Genomic DNA, 15907 nt, shown 5'->3' on the forward strand with positions numbered 1-15907 from the left:
TTACGCTTTCGCCTCTTGAAATTCTGCTGATGATTGACGAGGCACTAGCATCATAGCCACCGCATAACCCGCCGCGGCAATAAAGGTTGGCAGCATTAAATCAATATTAACGAAAATAGCGGTGAGATAACCTGTTAATGTCCACGCTAAACCGACCATGGCACTTGATAACGCCATCGCCCAACCTTGGTCACCATCACTGGCACGATCTGATAATGCTGTAATGTATAAAGGGAACGAAGAGGCCACCATAATTGATGTCCATATCATGGCGAGAACGTGAGTGGTTGGCGTCGGTGTGATCGCCAGTAAAATCATGCCTATGCCCGCACCGATTAACACAGATTTTAGAGCATGCGTGAGTGGCACCCAAGTAAGTAGTAGGCGAGGAACAAACAACAAAGAAACAATCATCACGATGCCAATTGCCAACATGAAGTATTGGTAAAATTCACTTTCTACTGCCAGTTGCCATTTTTGCGGCAAAATAAAAGAGATATTCTGGAAATATAAACTCCAACTGAACTGGCAAATAAAGACAATGGCTAAACAAGGCAATAAACCTTTTTGACTACGTGATAATGGCGCCGCTAACGAGAATGGACTTTCCTGTTTTAGAGAAGTTTGCTTTAAAATAGCTTGTTTTGGTAGTTGGATGATGTGCAGCAAAATAAAACACACCACAGCAATCAATAAACAAGCATAGAAAGGGGCTTGAGGGCCATAGAGCGCAGTAAGTTTACTGCCCAGTGCCGGGCCAAAAGACATTGCTGCCGTCATCACAACTGCCACAAAACTCATTAAAGTTGTTTTGGTTTTTCCTTGGCTATTATCGGCCAAAATCGCTTGAGCAATAGGCTGGCTAGCCGAGCCCAAGCTGTTGATCATATTGCCTGCAAACAACAAGGCCACCGAACCTGCAATAATCGCATACGCCGGCATCACAAAACCAATTGCCGCTACCACCAAACATAATGCCATGACCATTTTACGACTATAACGATCCGCAAAACGAGCGATAAACGGTGTAAAAAACATCGAGATAAAAGGCGCAGCAGACATGACCGTACCAAATAAAGTGCGTCTATCTTCCAATGGCATGGCTTGAGCTATCTCCAGAGAATGATCAGTTAAAAACAAGTTCACATAAGCCGGAATGGTAATAAAGAACCCCGCCGAACCTAGAAAGATAATGAAATATAAAGCGAAAAGAGTGCCTTTAGGCAGTTGAGGTAAAGCGCTGCTGGTTGTGGACGTCATGACTATCTCCAAAATTGTCTGAGTATTTTACTCGGGTATATGGAGGATGGGAATAGGACCAGGAGAATCTAGTTATTTCCATTGATATGCATGTAAAACTTTTGGCACCCCGCCACCCAAGTTATGAATATCAGAACTACTCTTAAGTAGTAGTTAAACTCGCACCAATCTTAATGCGCATCAAAGAAACAATAAAGGGAGGTTTTACTATAGAGATATAATAAATAGCGTAAATGGTGCGGTTGTGACAATTATAGAATCTCTGACCTTAATGTTTGCCCTGGTGTATAGCATTAGCCTTTTGTATTCTAGTGGGAAAAAGCTAGGCGCTAGTCTCACCTTTGGCATATTGATGTTAGCGAGTGTAGCTTCACTCTATTGGCCATTGATGTTATCACTTAGCTTGGCGGTCATTGTGATGGTGGTTGTGCATCGGTATCAACCGGAAGTTCTACAAGCCAATTATCGCCCAAACACATTACGTTATTTTTGCCAGCACGCGATGGCGTTATCATTTTTTTTCGTCGCGATACAATACACGCTCCACACTGCACTATTAACCGCACAAATATCTCCGAAATTCTTGCGTCCTGATGTTGTGGATGCCTTCTTACCGATTGCTGCTGCCATTGAATTAAAAGCGATTGTCAGTCTTGGACTTTGGGATCAAACTCACCCTGCTGGAGCAGTGATGTTATTTACGGTTCTCATCACGGGGATAGTCTGCAAACGTGCATTTTGTGGATGGATCTGCCCACTCGGGTTGGCCGGAGAATACTTATATCAGTGGCGTGTGAAGTGGATTACAAAACCTTATCCTGTTCCCAAGTGGCTAGATTGGCCGTTGAGGATGATCAAATATCTATTGCTGGCCTTTTTTGCTTTTATTTCTCTAGGTATGCACCCTGCCAATATTCCTTATTACCTCAACGGCAACTACCATAAGATTGCTGATATCAAAACGGCTTGGTTATTTGTCAATCCAGGTGTGATTACCCTAAGTGTCTTAACCATTATGCTATTGCTTGCGGCGTGGCGTCAGCGTGCATTTTGTCGTTACTTGTGTCCTTATGGCGCATTGCTCGGAATTGTTAGTGTTATTAGTCCATTTAAGATCCGTCGTAATACAACGCATTGTTTAAATGAACGCGGTGATCTCAACTGTGATAAGTGCACACGTGCTTGTCCTTCGAATATTATTATTCATACCGTGAACACAATTCGTACGGATGAATGCCAAGCTTGTATGCGTTGTGTGAGTGCTTGTCCTAAAAAAGAGGCATTGGGGTTTGGTACGCGTAATGGGTGGCAATTATCGAGTAAGCAGGTGCTTGGGCTTGTGTTAGCTATTATGTTTGGCATTCCATTATTCGCATTCTTGGCTGGTTTTTGGCACAGTCAAACGTCAAATGAAGTGCGTATGCAATTGATCCAAATTATGGATTACATTAGTTATTAAATTCTGTCGTTTTCGAGTTAGATGTATTTTTAGATTGGATAGGAAACAAAAAATGGCCAACTGATCATTCAGTTGGCCATTTGCATTTCTAGTTTATTTAAAGAAACTTAAGCTTGGCTAGATTGTGCTGCTGCTTGAGCTTCATCTGCGCGACATACTGCTGCAGTGAATACTACGTCTGTAGAGCTGTTTAGGCCCGTTTCTGCTGAATCTTGGATAACACCAATGATAAAGCCTACACCTACAACTTGCATTGCGATGTCGTTTGAAATACCGAACAAGCTACATGCTAGTGGGATAAGTAGTAGAGAACCACCGGCAACACCAGATGCGCCACAAGCAGAAACTGCTGCGACTAGGCTTAGTAGAACCGCTGTTGGTAGGTCAACTTGAATACCAAGTGTGTTTACTGCAGCAAGCGTTAATACGGTGATCGTAATCGCTGCGCCGCCCATGTTAATGGTTGCACCTAGTGGGATAGATACCGAGTAAGTATCTTCATTTAGCTTTAGTTTTTCACATAACGCCATGTTAACTGGAATGTTCGCAGCACTTGAGCGCGTGAAGAATGCCGTTACACCACTTTCACGTAAGCATTGGAATACCAACGGGTATGGGTTTTGTTTAGTTTTTAGGAAAACAAGTAATGGATTCACCACTAAAGCAATAATTGCCATTGAACCAAGCAAAACTGCGAGTAGTTGAGCGTAACCAGCAATTGCCTCAAAGCCAGTAGTAGCAAATGTTGTTGCAACAAGGCCAAAGATACCAATTGGCGCAAGACGAATGATAAAGCGAACAACGGCAGAAACACCGTGGCTGATATCACTAAACATATCTTTAGTTGCGGTATTCGCATGACGAAGCGCTAAACCTAAACCAACAGACCAAGCAAGAATACCAATGTAGTTCGCGTTAATTAATGCATTTACTGGGTTATCAACGATCTTAAAAAGTAGTGTATTTAATACTTCGCCAATGCCTTCTGGAGGGGTAGTGCCAGTTGCTGCATTCACTAAAGTAAGCGATGTTGGGAACGCAAAGCTCATTAGTACTGCTGTTAGCGCTGCTAAAAATGTACCGATAAGGTAAAGAGTAATAACTGGGCGCATGTTACTGCTAGAGTTTTTTTTCTGGCTAGCAATAGATGCTGCAACCAAAACGAAAACTAGGATAGGTGCGACGGCTTTTAGTGCGCCTACGAATAGGCTACCAAAAATAGACATACTAGTTGCTGATGAAGGAGAGATCATAGCAAGTGCAGCACCTGCAATAATACCCACCAAAATTTGCAGTACTAAATTGCCGTTGGCCAATCGATAAATCAAAGAGTTATTGTTTTGCATATTTAAGCCTGTTTTATGTTTTATTGTCAGTCAAAAATCCTGTTTGACCGGCCTAGTAGCTTCTAGGCTGAACCATCATAGCTTCTGTAGTGAATCTGTCTACTAGAAAGCAATAATATCAGTACAAGAATTAACAATTGATGCATTTGGGTGTGCATATATATTGTTAAATAAATGTTGCGCAGGTTTATAGCATATTAAATAAGCGTGAGAAAAACTTTTTTGTTGGTTTTGTGTTCACAGTTTGAATATTGATATTGTTTGCTTCTAGAACAAATTAAAAATTCTAACTATCTATGACTTCTGATGATGTGATTCACTCATGGTGGGGGTAGGTACTTGATGTTGTGCAGTGTGTCATCAGGTCAATAGTGAGAGTATGGCGAATGTCTTCCCGGTAGTGAAAGGCAGCCCAATTGCTACTGGAGATTTATTGTCGCACATTAATGTTGTCATCAATGGTAAAGCCTGCATGGCCATGCAGGCGTTCGTGAATCAATTAAATAAAGAACAGTCGCTTGAGAAGAAAGAGTAGTTGGTTGAAGTTAAAGTGTAATTAGCCGAGAAAATTGATCTCCTTTAACGACAAGCCCTCACTTTCTGCCATGCAGACCAGCTTTTATCTTGTGGTCTTTCATTGTAAGACCACCATTTCGCCTGCCATTCAAACCCTGCATAGTTGACGTTTTGAGCCTTACTATAAGAAGTACCTTTCATCCATTCAGCAGATTCACATCGAGCGGGCAATGCTTGAGGATTTTCCATCCAATTGACCAATTCTAAGTAACTAACAATCCGCACATCCCGTTTTGAAAGCGCGTAATCTAAGAAGTCTTCGATTGCTTGTCGACGTTCTTCGGCGGTAGATGCGGTGGGTGTCCATTGATCGATTTGGTCATCATATTGAGTTGAGTGACCAAGAAATGTCATTGGCGCTTTGTTGCCTGCCAGACGCAGATCGAGGTTGTATTTCAAAATCGCCAATACTTCTGGGCCGCTAAGTTGCGCCATATAAAATAAGTTGTAGTCACCAGCTTCAATTTTGCCAGACTGAACATCAAACCAGCTCATCTTTTGTTGTATTTTGTCGCGCAATGAATAATCAAAGCCGTATTGTTTAGCTATTTCATCATCTGGCACGGTTAAGGCATACACGGGCACTTCCCATAGTCCAACATGTTGAGTGATAGGTGGTTTTATGCCCCAACTTGCGGCCATATCAGCACCCGGGCTGCCGTTATCTAAGGTGTAAGGCCAATACTGATTTCCTGCATGATGATCCGGCTCATAGCCTTCTACAATACTAGCATCGTATTTAAATCCGTTCTGTTTTAAGTAAGCAAAGAGTGCATCGTTGTATTCTAAATAAGGTGAACGAAAGCCCACCGCTTTGGCATCGATTCCTTGAGCATCGGATGGAAATTCAGGATCGATTTGGGTAAATGGCTTACTCATGGCGTTCTGGCAATCATTGATTTGTTGTTGCCATTCTACGGAAGTAAATTCTAAACCATGTAAATGATTGAGAGTGTGATTGGCCATTTCATGCCCGAGTAGGTTGGCTTGATACCAAGTTTCTTTAACATGACCTGCATTGATGCCTTGTTCAATTGCCACGACTATCGCCTCACAGGTATTAAAAAAAGTGGTGTGAATAGCCGAACCATCAAAGGTTGCAGCATTGCCGTGTCCAGTGGGGTTTTGGCGCTTACCCCACTGATCAAGTACCCAGTTTTGCCCATCGACTAACGTGTTGTCATCAAACGCAATGGCGACAAATTGGGGCGCATTTCCAACGGCAATGCCAGCTGGTGGAAGTTGTGAAGGGGCTTGGTGAGCAGCATGGCTATAAAATGACACAGCGGCCAGTCCTAAACTTAAAGTAAATCCTTGTTTAATCATTATTTTCTCCTTTCCTAATAACGTTAAAACTAATCATAGAAAGAAGAGAAATATCCTGTGTGAAGACTACTCGTAATGGAATCAATATTGAATTTACAATGTAAATAAGCGATTTGTAGATTGCTTTATTGGAATCGAAATGTTCTTTTTAAAGCCTCATTTTTTAGAGATCTATTTCTTTTTAGAACATCATCGGCGCAATTGAGAGTACTAACAATCCTGCCATTGAATAGTTAAACCATTTCACACGTAGTGGGCTATTAAGCCAGATTTTCAGTTTTTGCCCTGCATAAGTCCACAATGTGGCGGACGGCATATTCACCAAGCTAAACATCAGTGACACAATTAACACACCTTGCCAGTTATTGAGGGTGTTATAGACACTGACTGCGGTGATCGCCATGGTCCAAGCTTTGGGATTGATCCATTGAAAATTGACCGCAGCAAAAAAACTCATTGGTTGATATTCGGCATTTTGAGATCCGGGCTGTGCGCGAGCAATTTTTAATGCCAAATAAAAGAGATAAGCAATACAAGCAATATTCAACACTTGGTGTAACACCGGATATAACTGAAACAAGCCCATCAAACCAACCCCAACCAGAAGTACCATAAAGCTAAAACCAAACACCACGCCGAGCATGTGTGGAACGGTGCGCAGAAAGCCAATGTTAGCGCCAGAGGTCATCAACATAATGTTGTTAGGGCCGGGTGAGGCGGTTGAGACTAGAACAAAAGTAAATAATGCGAGCAGTTGTTGAATATCCATTTCTTCGTTTCCATTTGATGTGACGGTTCCTTGTATACTATTTGGTTTATGGTTACATTTTATGTCTATTTGATGTGCTGTTTAGATAAAGTGAGCAACAAAGTTAAGTTATGGATAGATTTGACGAAAGAATATTGCAAGAGCTTCAAGCGGATGGTCGATTATCCAATGTTGAGTTGTCGGAACGAATTGGTTTATCGCCTTCTGCGACGTTAAGGCGAGTACAAGAATTGGAACGCCAAGAAGTGATCAGTGGATATCGAGCGGTGCTTAATTCAGAGAAATTAGGGATTGGTTTTATTGCCTATGTCACGATTGGACTATCGGATCATAGTCAAAAATCACAGCGTGGATTTGAGCAAGAAGTGATGTTGGCAAAAGAAGTCACCGAATGCCATAACATCACCGGTGCGAATGAGTATCTACTACGAGTGGAAACCAAAGATTTGACTCGCTATAAACGCTTTCATTCTGAGGTGTTAGGTGAGATCCCGCAGGTAAATACCATAACGACATTAGTAGTGATGGATACCCCGAAAGATACCCGTTAAGGAGTGTGTCCATGAGTTAAGTGCAATTTACCAGTTTGCTTTAGCTTACTGGAACCTGAGTTTCTTTTTGTGTGCGGCGGCTGCCGAGCAATACCAGCATCATGACTAACGCAGTGCAGCAATAAAAAATGCCGAGATCGTTTTGGCTAGCAACGAAGTTGCGCACTAGAAATTCCCCAAAGAAACCCGCAATACACATTTGAATTGAACCGGATAACGCTGAAACGGTGCCTACACGGTTTGGATGAGGTTCTAGTAGTAAGGACATGGAAATAGGGAAACTCATGCCTTGCGCAACCGTTAATAAGGTAAACGCGCCAATTAGGTGAAAAGCGGAAAGTGGCATAATCAGCAACCAAACACCTGAAATCACCATCAAGCTAAATGCGATGCACAACAAGCGAGCTTGCGAGAAGTACTGATGTAAGCGGTTAACCGTCACGCTGCCAATTAATAATCCTGCCGATGGAATGATCATCGCTTCACCATAGTCAGATACCGTCATCCCCAATTGTTTTTGTAACAAGAAAGGTAAAACAGATAGCGAGACGACCGCGCCTAAATAGCTGATCCAGTTATAACTGGCACTAGACACCACTTGTTTACAGGTGAGCAGTTCACCATAACCTTTTAATACTTTGACCGGATTAAAGCGGCTTTTAGGGTAGGGTAAAGTTTCTGGCAGCACTTTCCAGCCGAGTGTGACAATCGCAATTAAATACACCAGTACCGCACTAAACACACTTTGCCAGCCGAAATGATAGGCGACCCAACCACCAAATACTGGCGAGATAATCGGTAAAATAGAAGCAGTTATCGAGAGATAAGATAACGCTTTGGTGAGATCCGGGCCGTTATAACTATCGCGTAATACACTACGGCCGAGTACCGAAGCACTGCCAGCCCCTAGACCTTGCAAAAAACGGCCAAATAATAACGCTTCAAAGCTGGTCGCCCATAATACACAAATCAATGTACCTAATAGATACACGCCTTGCCCTGCCAGAAAAACGGGGCGGCGACCAATCGCATCGGATAATGGCCCATAAAATAACTGTGATAAGCCAAAGCTAATTAAAAAGAAGGTCACGATAGACTGAACTTGCGCTTGAGAAACTGCTAAATCATGGCTGATTAAAGGCAAAGAGGGCAGATAAATGCTTACACCAACTTGACCCGTTGCAATGATCATCATCGCGAGCAAGAGTGGTGTTTTTTTAAAGACATTTATTGTTTTATTTGTCATCTAGGCACTATTGATTTTGGATTGAATTTTTTTGAGATAAAAGCATTGTTGGCGAGAAAGCCGATTGAAGCTTAATGAATACTAAGTTTACTTTGATGAATATAAAATGATAATAGACTTTATAGGAAAGAGATTGGGTCTATTTGAGATATAATGGAATGGAGCGTGCGATGGATTGGATTGAATCGGTAAAAACGTATATTCGAGTGGTTGAAGAAGGCAGCTTTAATCAAGCGGCACGTCGTTTAAATACCACTAGTTCCGCGGTAAGTAAACGCATACATTTTTTAGAAGAACGTATTGGCGTGCAACTACTCAAACGCACCACGCGCTCATTAAGCCAAACGGAAGCTGGAGCAATGTTTTATCAACGTGGTAAAGCTCAGGTCGAACAATGGCAATCGCTGGTGGATGAAACACGTTCAATTAATCAAACCCCAACTGGAATGCTAAGAGTAGGTGCTACGCTCGCATTAGGCTCTAAGTTTTTTATGCGTTATGTTGATGACTTTCTGCATCAATACCCACAAATTAAAGTTCAGTTGATCACTACACTCCCCGGTCAATTGCCGGAGCTGAGCTTTGATATTTACATTGGTCGTGAAATTGAAAACCTTGATACTTTGAGTTTTCGTGCCGCTCCTTTGGTGGATTACCAATCTGGCTTTTATGCCGCGCCAAGTTACTTAAAGAAATATGGCGCGCCACAGACGATCGATGATTTGAGCAATCACAACATGTTGATTTGGGGTGAAAAAGTCGAACGAGAAGTGCGGCTTACGACCCTCGGTGAACGCAGCAAAAAAGTACGCTTAACAGGTAACTTCTCGACAACCAATCCAGAAGCGTTATTTCACAGTGCAAAACGCGGCATGGGGATTATTTTATCCAATCAAGTGATGCTGCAAGAAGAAATAGAGCGTGGTGAATTGGTTCGAGTGCTATCGAATGTTACGTCGGATCATACGCGAGTTTATGCTTATTATCCGAAGTTGGATTATGAACATACCCGTACTCAATTGTTTGTGGAGTATTTAAAGCAGAGATTGGAAACAGAGAAAGACGTGAAAGTGGTTTAAATCGATATAAAAAAATAAGGCTGAGCTGGTGGTCAGCCTTTCATTCACATAGAAAGCATTAATGTGCTTTACTTGGGCCATTACGGACAAGATCTTTGCCGTTATCAAACACGTCTTGAGTGACCCAGCGGCCAAGCAATAATTGGTGCTTATCATCTAAAACCGCAACAAACGGGCGACCATTATTGTTATTGGTTGCCAGCGCCACGCCAGTGACCTTTTTCAGCCCTAGGCCGCCGTTTTCCACTAAGCGCAGAAACGCTTCCAGATCGTCTAAGGTCTCAATTACTAGGTTATCGTCAATCATCATAAATACTCTATTAAAACGTTATGTGTGTAGGATAACAGTTCTATTCAAGTCGATAAATATATCCTATTTGTTAATAGCATTTACCACTCATCAATAAGGGGTCGTTAATGAGTCATCATAAAGTGGCATTAATCATTGGTGGCGGTAGAGGCATCTACCGCTGAATTATTTGCTAAGCATGACTATGCGGTTTGTACTAATTACAAGTCTGATTCTACTTCTGCGTAATATTTGGCTGATAAAATCCTATCAGAAGGTGGGCACTGTATTACGTTTAAGCCGATGTTTCCAGCGCGCAAGATGTTGCACGGTTATTTTCAACCATAGATAAAGAATTAGGGCGACCAACAGTACTTGTTAATCATGCTGGTATTTTGTATACGCAAACGTTCTAAGGAAGTAGCATACTTTTCCTAATCTAATAGAAATTATTTTGTATCAAAAATCGAATTAAGTTGAGCATTTTAGCTTGTTGTTATGATAAATAGTTTTTATGATGACGGTGAAAAAAAATTGTTTTCTGGTTTTCTTGATATTATATAGTATGCGCCCAAATTAGAAAAAGAAATCCGCTATAAATGACACCGCTGCGATTTCTTTCATTGAGGAGTATTATGAAAGAATGTTTTTTATAATATCAAATATATACATGTACGCGACTGATGAAAACACTCAATTTTTTCGTGGATCAAGAAGAGTTTAGTAATATTCTGTTTAGGTAATGTATTTAATCACTTAAATTAAAAGGACAGAATTTACAGTATACATAGAAAATTACAATTTATCCCATCTATAGGCTATCGTCTAGTAATGTTTACTTATGTTCAGTTTTATGATAACGATTAATAAATGTTAAAGCTCAGTTTGTATACCTTTTATCATTAGTATAAGAAAAGTTATGATAGAGAGAGTGTCAAAATTTATGTCTTTTACTATTAAGTAAGACTTTAATATTCACGTAACGTAATAGATTTCTTTAGTAAAGGTAATCGACGTATTAGCAAAGATTCACTTGATATCAGATGAGTAAGATAAAGATGCAACATACATATACTATTAATAACATGATATTTTTTGATTCTATTTTAGGAACATTGGAATCAGTGCAGGGTGATGAAGAGGTTATTTATTTAAATAACCCTGTTAGTCGTTGCTTGCAATTATTAATTGAAAGGCAAGGACAAGTTATTCCTCATGAAGACTTTTTGTATTATGTGTGGGAGCAATATGGATTAAACGTTTCAATTAATAATTTTGATTTTCTATAATCATTCATAATCCGAAATCTTCATTTTTATCAAATCTAAAATCTCCCACTAAAAATCCCACTAGAATTCTCTAAAGTTATAATTTATAAGAGGTCTGGTACGATGTAATAATATGTGTTTAATTAATGTTAAGTTTCATATGTTATTTCTATTTTAATATCGTCTTTTTCTTCATTCATTGTTCATTGTTTAGATATGTGGTTGCTTTAATACATATTTAATTGATTACTATTTTTTATGTTGAGTGTTAAATTTATCGAAAGTTTGTCCATTAAAACCATAATTGTAAAGACTCATATTAAAAGTTAGACAAGTCTTAAGTTTGAAGTATTGAGTCATTCTTGCTCTATTGCCAGCACATAAGATTGCTTATAAACATACTTTATTGATATTGAATGCTTAAGTTGACTTAAAAATTATAAAAAAAACTAAAAATAAAAGTGTAAGTCATTGTTTTGTAATGAGTTTAAATTTATTAAAAACAACTGATAATAGTTGATTTGATGGTTTCAAATTTTGATTTAAAGTAATGCGAGATAGTGATTTTGTTACTTTTTAGTAAAGAAAGTGTTTGTATTCCTTATTATAGAAGGGAAAGTCAGCACTTATATCATTATCAAATATTGATGTTAAATAATGTGATTTTTAATGACAGAGAAACTAATAATTAAAACAAAATATTTGTTAGTTTATGACTTAAGTAGGAAAAAAATATGAATGTAAAATATATGGCAGTAACGATAGCTTCTATCTTAACTATGGCTTCACCAGGTGTATATGCTGCTCAATCTGATGGTGTTCAAGGTCACGGTGTGGTGAATTTCTCAGGAAAAGTAGTAAATACACCATGTGGTATATCTGCAGAAACGGCTGCTCAGGATATCGTTTTTAGTGAGATTTCAAAATCACTTTTAAGTAAAGATGGTACATCTGAAGTTAGAAATCTAAATATTGGATTAGTTAATTGTGATCTGAGTGCACCAGAAGGTTCTCCTGAAGGAACTGCAGCGTATAAATCTGTAAGTGTAACTTTTACAGGCACTACAAATGGTACAAATAATACAGAGCTTCGTACTGTAGGTGAAACGGGCGCTGCAATTGTGATTGCTGATGCTGGTGGTGAGCCGCTGGAATTAAACTCTGCTACTGGTAATAAAGTAGCATTAGAGCTTGGTGATAATATGCTGAGATATGTTACATGGGTTAAAAAGGGAACAGGTGCAACCATAAAAGAAGGTGAATTTACTGCTGTCGCTAACTTTAAACTTTCTTATGAATAAAAATTTTATTTAACATGATTAAAGCAGGCTCTTTAGCCTGCTTTTATTACTATTTTTCCAATGTTGATAAATTTTTAAACGCAATAAATTATTTAAATTGGCCTATGGGCTCATATACTAGTGTTTCATTTGGGAAGTGTGATGATCAGTTGTATTAGATATATAAATATTTTAATAATAACTTTTACTTTTATGATTTTTCCTATAAGGGTTCTGGCAATTGAATTTAATACTGATTTACTTGACCTGAATGACAAGAATAACATTGATTTCTCAAGGTTTTCTCAAGCTGGTTATATTATGCCTGGGCAGTATGATCTTAATATTAAGTTGAATAACAAAATAGTGTTTGGAAGTGGTTCTTCAATTGATTTTTTTATAAATGAAAATGACGCCATATCCAAGGCTTGTATTACTAGAGATATTGTCAGGAAGCTTGGATTAAAAGCGGATGTACTTAAGAAACTACAATATAGCAATAATAATCAATGTGCAGATCTGGGCGAGTTACCAGGTGTAGAGTTTAATCCTGATATGGCCGAAGGAGTTCTTAATATATCTATCCCTCAAGTTTGGTTAGAATATTCTGATTCATCATGGTTACCTCCGTCACGTTGGGAGAACGGGTTATCAGGAGTAATGTTTGATTACAACTTAAATGGAAATTTATCAGAAATTAATAATGGAGGAAGTGCAGAACAACTAGGGTACAACGGAATATTAGGTGCAAATATTAATGTATGGAGACTTAGAGCGGATTATCGTGGAAGTTATAATCATTCTTCATTTTCTGGCGAGAAGGGGTCGACTCAGAATGATTTCGAATGGTCTAGAATCTACGCTTATAGAGCATTACCGGATTGGCAATCTAACTTGACTGTAGGTGAAGAATACATCAAATCAGATATTTTTGATTCTTGGAATTTTACCGGTTTAAATTTATCAAGTGATGATCGAATGATACCACCAAAAATGAGAGGGTATGCACCACAGGTATCTGGTATTGCAGAAACAAACGCCAGGGTAGTCATAACTCAAAAGAATCGCATTCTTTATGATTCTACAGTGCCTGCTGGAGCTTTTACAATCAATGATTTGAATGGCTCTATTCGGGGACGTTTGGATGTGGAGGTTATTGAACAAAATGGAAAAGTTAAAAAGTTTCATGTAGATGCAGCTTACGTTCCTTATCTTACCAGGCCAGACAGAGTTCGATATAAATTAAGTTTAGGTAGACCACGTGTTGATAACCACAACCTCGAAGGTCCTGCGTTTATAACTGGAGAGGCTTCATGGGGAGTGAATAATCATTGGTCTTTGTACGGAGGGGCTGTAATAGCAGGAGATTATAATGCCTTAAATATTGGCGTAGCAAAAGATCTTCAGCAATTTGGTTCTTTATCTGCAGATATTACACAGTCATTTGCTAACTTACCACATCATGACGAAAGTAATGGTAAATCTTGGAGAGTCAGTTATTCGAAACGGTTTGATGATGCAAATACAGATATTACGTTTGCTGGTTATCGTTTTTCTGAAAAGGATTATATGACAATGCAGCAATATTTAGATAGCCGTTATAATGATAGTGTGAATCAAAGAGAAAAAGAATTATATAGCTTATCAATGAATAAAGTATTTGAAGATTTAAACTTAGCATTTAATTTACAATACAGTCACCAAACATATTGGGATAATCAGTCGAGTCGATATTATAATTTGTCTCTTAATCAGTACTTTGATGTTTTCAGTTTAAAAGGTGTTTCACTGGGGTTATCTGCATCTCGAACGGACTATCATAATAAATATCTTGATTCGATTTTTTTGAGTCTTTCTTTACCATTAGGAAAAGGCACTGTGAGTTTCAACAGTAGTATAAGTGATGATGTTTACGAGCAGAGTTTAGGGTATAGCGGGAGTATGGAGCAAGGACTAAGCAGTTATAATATTAATGCAGGAATTAAGCATGGTCATAATATGGAATCTAATGAAAAGTTTTCTGGTTATTATAGCCACCAACTTCCATCAGCAAGTTTGTCCACCAATTTATCATGGGAAGAGCGAGGTTATACTTCTTTAGGGATGACGTTATCCGGTGGTGCTACATTAACGAAGAAAGGGGTTGCGTTACATTCGGGTAACTCAAATGGTGGGACTAGGTTAATGATTGATACTGATGGCATTGAGGGAGTCCCAATTGATGGTGGTAGAGCAGTAACTAATGACGCTGGTATTGCTGTACTGACAAGTGTAAATAGTTATTATCGGAATACAACATCAATAGATCTCAATAGATTGCCTGAAAATGTGGAAGTAAGACAAGCAGTAACGGAATCCGTATTGACAGAAGGAGCGATTGGATATCGTTTTTTTGAAACATTAAAAGGAGAGCGATTATTCGTAACGTTAATAAATGAAGACGGAAGTTTTGTTCCCTTTGGTTCTTCTGTAAGAAATATTAAAGGCAAAGAGTTGGGGATTGTTGGCGAAGAGGGACTTGCTTGGTTGAGTGGTCTAGAGCCAGGATCAACTATAGAGATTCAATTGGAAAGAAACAATAATTGTGCAGTGGATATTCCCGTTATTCTTAAACCGGAACTACAAACCTTTATCTGTAATAATTAGTATGAAGAAATTTCTCGATATTTTAGTAGTTAAAGAGGTTCATTTAATGATAAAAAAAATAAAATCCATAATAATAGCTACTTTTATTATGGCTTACTTTCAGCAGGCTTACGCGGCTATTAACTTAGATCGAACTCGTGTAATTTATGATGGGGAACAAAAGTCAATAACACTGACAATAGCAAATCAGAATGAACAGCTTCCTTATTTAGCTCAAGTATGGATAGAGAATGATAAAGAGCAAAAAATCATGACGGGCCCTATTATCGCCACTCCACCTGTACAACGAGTGGAAGCAGGAGCAAAAAGCATGATTCAATTAACGAAAACCCGTGAGATCATGAACTTTCCTCATGATAGAGAGTCTTTGTTTTATTTTAATTTAAGGGAAATTCCACCTAGAAGCGGTAATGCGAATGCTTTACAGATTGCCTTGCAGACAAAAATTAAACTTTTTTATCGTCCTGAATCCATAAAAGCAAAACCTAATGCTATTTGGCAAGATCAAATGGTTATGTACAAAGTTGAAGGTGGGTACAAAATTGAAAATCCTACCCCTTACTACATTACGATTATCGGGATAGGGAAAGATGAAAAATCTTCAAAATCTGATCCATTTAATGCTGTTATGATTACCCCAAAATCTTCAGTGGAAGTAGATTCTGTAGAAAATTATAAGACGGTCTACTTAACTTATATTAATGACTATGGTGGGCGTCCGGTAATAAAGTTTGAATGTAATAATGGAAAATGTATTTCTGCACAATAACCATTTAAAGTAAGTTAAAACTGAATGATTTTTTAAAAAATTG

Annotated in this window: 14 protein-coding genes and 1 pseudogene; 9 read left to right on the forward strand and 6 right to left on the reverse strand. The window is 38.8% G+C overall.

Going from position 1 to position 15907, the window contains the following annotated elements; genetic code table 11:
* Positions 1-1260, reverse strand: coding sequence for an MFS transporter (locus tag ACN0T8_RS06105; RefSeq protein WP_417879761.1), 1260 nt, complete (start codon positions 1258-1260; stop codon positions 1-3).
* A gap of 244 nt (positions 1261-1504) precedes the next feature.
* On the opposite strand from ACN0T8_RS06105, the gene ACN0T8_RS06110 reads away from it, so the two are divergent.
* A complete protein-coding gene (locus tag ACN0T8_RS06110; protein ID WP_417879762.1) occupies positions 1505-2719 on the forward strand; it encodes a 4Fe-4S binding protein in 1215 nt (404 codons plus the stop codon).
* A gap of 107 nt (positions 2720-2826) precedes the next feature.
* Here the strand turns inward: ACN0T8_RS06110 and sstT are convergent, their stop codons facing one another.
* The gene (gene sstT / locus ACN0T8_RS06115) at positions 2827-4065 is read right to left on the reverse strand and encodes a serine/threonine transporter SstT (RefSeq protein ID WP_417879763.1); all 1239 of its coding nucleotides are present in this window, start codon (positions 4063-4065) and stop codon (positions 2827-2829) included.
* A 379-nt stretch (positions 4066-4444) separates the two neighbouring features.
* Here sstT and ACN0T8_RS06120 point away from each other — a divergent pair, with 379 nt between their 5' ends.
* Positions 4445-4600, forward strand: a complete 156-nt coding sequence (locus tag ACN0T8_RS06120) for a hypothetical protein (RefSeq protein ID WP_417879764.1) — start codon at positions 4445-4447, stop codon at positions 4598-4600.
* A 44-nt stretch (positions 4601-4644) separates the two neighbouring features.
* Here the strand turns inward: ACN0T8_RS06120 and ACN0T8_RS06125 are convergent, their stop codons facing one another.
* Positions 4645-5967 carry a polysaccharide deacetylase family protein gene (locus ACN0T8_RS06125; RefSeq protein ID WP_417879765.1) on the reverse strand — a complete coding sequence of 441 codons (1323 nt, stop codon included), beginning with the start codon at positions 5965-5967 and terminating at the stop codon, positions 4645-4647.
* A 181-nt stretch (positions 5968-6148) separates the two neighbouring features.
* Positions 6149-6736 carry a LysE family translocator gene (locus tag ACN0T8_RS06130; protein WP_417879766.1) on the reverse strand — a complete coding sequence of 196 codons (588 nt, stop codon included), beginning with the start codon at positions 6734-6736 and terminating at the stop codon, positions 6149-6151.
* Between the two features lie 110 nt (positions 6737-6846).
* On the opposite strand from ACN0T8_RS06130, the gene ACN0T8_RS06135 reads away from it, so the two are divergent.
* Positions 6847-7287: an Lrp/AsnC family transcriptional regulator gene (locus ACN0T8_RS06135; protein WP_027695533.1), complete on the forward strand. Its 441-nt coding sequence runs from the start codon at positions 6847-6849 to the stop codon at positions 7285-7287.
* Positions 7288-7327: 40 nt separating this feature from the next.
* Here ACN0T8_RS06135 and ACN0T8_RS06140 read toward each other — a convergent pair whose 3' ends face one another.
* Positions 7328-8533: a multidrug effflux MFS transporter gene (locus ACN0T8_RS06140; RefSeq protein WP_417879767.1), complete on the reverse strand. Its 1206-nt coding sequence runs from the start codon at positions 8531-8533 to the stop codon at positions 7328-7330.
* Between the two features lie 170 nt (positions 8534-8703).
* Between ACN0T8_RS06140 and ACN0T8_RS06145 the strand changes: the two genes are divergently transcribed.
* Positions 8704-9612 (forward strand): LysR family transcriptional regulator, encoded by a 909-nt coding sequence (locus ACN0T8_RS06145; RefSeq protein ID WP_417879768.1) that lies wholly within the window; start codon positions 8704-8706, stop codon positions 9610-9612.
* A gap of 58 nt (positions 9613-9670) precedes the next feature.
* On the opposite strand, the gene ACN0T8_RS06150 is transcribed toward ACN0T8_RS06145, so the two are convergent.
* The gene (locus ACN0T8_RS06150; RefSeq protein WP_417879945.1) at positions 9671-9919 is read right to left on the reverse strand and encodes a hypothetical protein; all 249 of its coding nucleotides are present in this window, start codon (positions 9917-9919) and stop codon (positions 9671-9673) included.
* Between the two features lie 110 nt (positions 9920-10029).
* Between ACN0T8_RS06150 and ACN0T8_RS06155 the strand changes: the two are divergent.
* From ACN0T8_RS06155 to ACN0T8_RS06175, 5 genes and pseudogenes are all read left to right on the forward strand, one after another.
* A pseudogene (locus ACN0T8_RS06155) lies at positions 10030-10311 on the forward strand (SDR family NAD(P)-dependent oxidoreductase); the annotation flags it as partial.
* Between the two features lie 648 nt (positions 10312-10959).
* Positions 10960-11190 (forward strand): winged helix-turn-helix domain-containing protein, encoded by a 231-nt coding sequence (locus ACN0T8_RS06160; RefSeq protein WP_417879769.1) that lies wholly within the window; start codon positions 10960-10962, stop codon positions 11188-11190.
* A 713-nt stretch (positions 11191-11903) separates the two neighbouring features.
* Positions 11904-12470 (forward strand): fimbrial protein, encoded by a 567-nt coding sequence (locus ACN0T8_RS06165; RefSeq protein ID WP_417879770.1) that lies wholly within the window; start codon positions 11904-11906, stop codon positions 12468-12470.
* A 141-nt stretch (positions 12471-12611) separates the two neighbouring features.
* Complete coding sequence (locus ACN0T8_RS06170) at positions 12612-15095, forward strand: fimbria/pilus outer membrane usher protein (protein WP_417879771.1); 2484 nt, start codon at positions 12612-12614, stop codon at positions 15093-15095.
* A 1-nt stretch (position 15096) separates the two neighbouring features.
* Positions 15097-15864, forward strand: a complete 768-nt coding sequence (locus ACN0T8_RS06175) for a molecular chaperone (RefSeq protein WP_417879772.1) — start codon at positions 15097-15099, stop codon at positions 15862-15864.
* Positions 15865-15907: the final 43 nt, after the last annotated feature.

Source organism: Vibrio sp. (assembly GCF_048266485.1).
GTDB lineage: Bacteria > Pseudomonadota > Gammaproteobacteria > Enterobacterales > Vibrionaceae > Vibrio.

Excerpts from the sequence above, each read along its gene's own strand:
- ACN0T8_RS06145 (WP_417879768.1), top strand. The coding sequence starts at position 8,704 with ATGGATTGGATTGAATCGGTAAAAACGTATATTCGAGTGGTTGAAGAA.
- ACN0T8_RS06175 (WP_417879772.1), top strand. The coding sequence starts at position 15,097 with ATGAAGAAATTTCTCGATATTTTAGTAGTTAAAGAGGTTCATTTAATG.
- ACN0T8_RS06165 (WP_417879770.1), top strand. The coding sequence starts at position 11,904 with ATGAATGTAAAATATATGGCAGTAACGATAGCTTCTATCTTAACTATG.
- ACN0T8_RS06150 (WP_417879945.1), bottom strand. The coding sequence starts at position 9,919 with ATGATTGACGATAACCTAGTAATTGAGACCTTAGACGATCTGGAAGCG.
- ACN0T8_RS06130 (WP_417879766.1), bottom strand. The coding sequence starts at position 6,736 with ATGGATATTCAACAACTGCTCGCATTATTTACTTTTGTTCTAGTCTCA.
- ACN0T8_RS06120 (WP_417879764.1), top strand. The coding sequence starts at position 4,445 with ATGGCGAATGTCTTCCCGGTAGTGAAAGGCAGCCCAATTGCTACTGGA.
- ACN0T8_RS06105 (WP_417879761.1), bottom strand. The coding sequence starts at position 1,260 with ATGACGTCCACAACCAGCAGCGCTTTACCTCAACTGCCTAAAGGCACT.
- ACN0T8_RS06135 (WP_027695533.1), top strand. The coding sequence starts at position 6,847 with ATGGATAGATTTGACGAAAGAATATTGCAAGAGCTTCAAGCGGATGGT.
- ACN0T8_RS06170 (WP_417879771.1), top strand. The coding sequence starts at position 12,612 with ATGATCAGTTGTATTAGATATATAAATATTTTAATAATAACTTTTACT.
- ACN0T8_RS06140 (WP_417879767.1), bottom strand. The coding sequence starts at position 8,533 with ATGACAAATAAAACAATAAATGTCTTTAAAAAAACACCACTCTTGCTC.
- ACN0T8_RS06125 (WP_417879765.1), bottom strand. The coding sequence starts at position 5,967 with ATGATTAAACAAGGATTTACTTTAAGTTTAGGACTGGCCGCTGTGTCA.
- ACN0T8_RS06160 (WP_417879769.1), top strand. The coding sequence starts at position 10,960 with ATGCAACATACATATACTATTAATAACATGATATTTTTTGATTCTATT.
- sstT (WP_417879763.1), bottom strand. The coding sequence starts at position 4,065 with ATGCAAAACAATAACTCTTTGATTTATCGATTGGCCAACGGCAATTTA.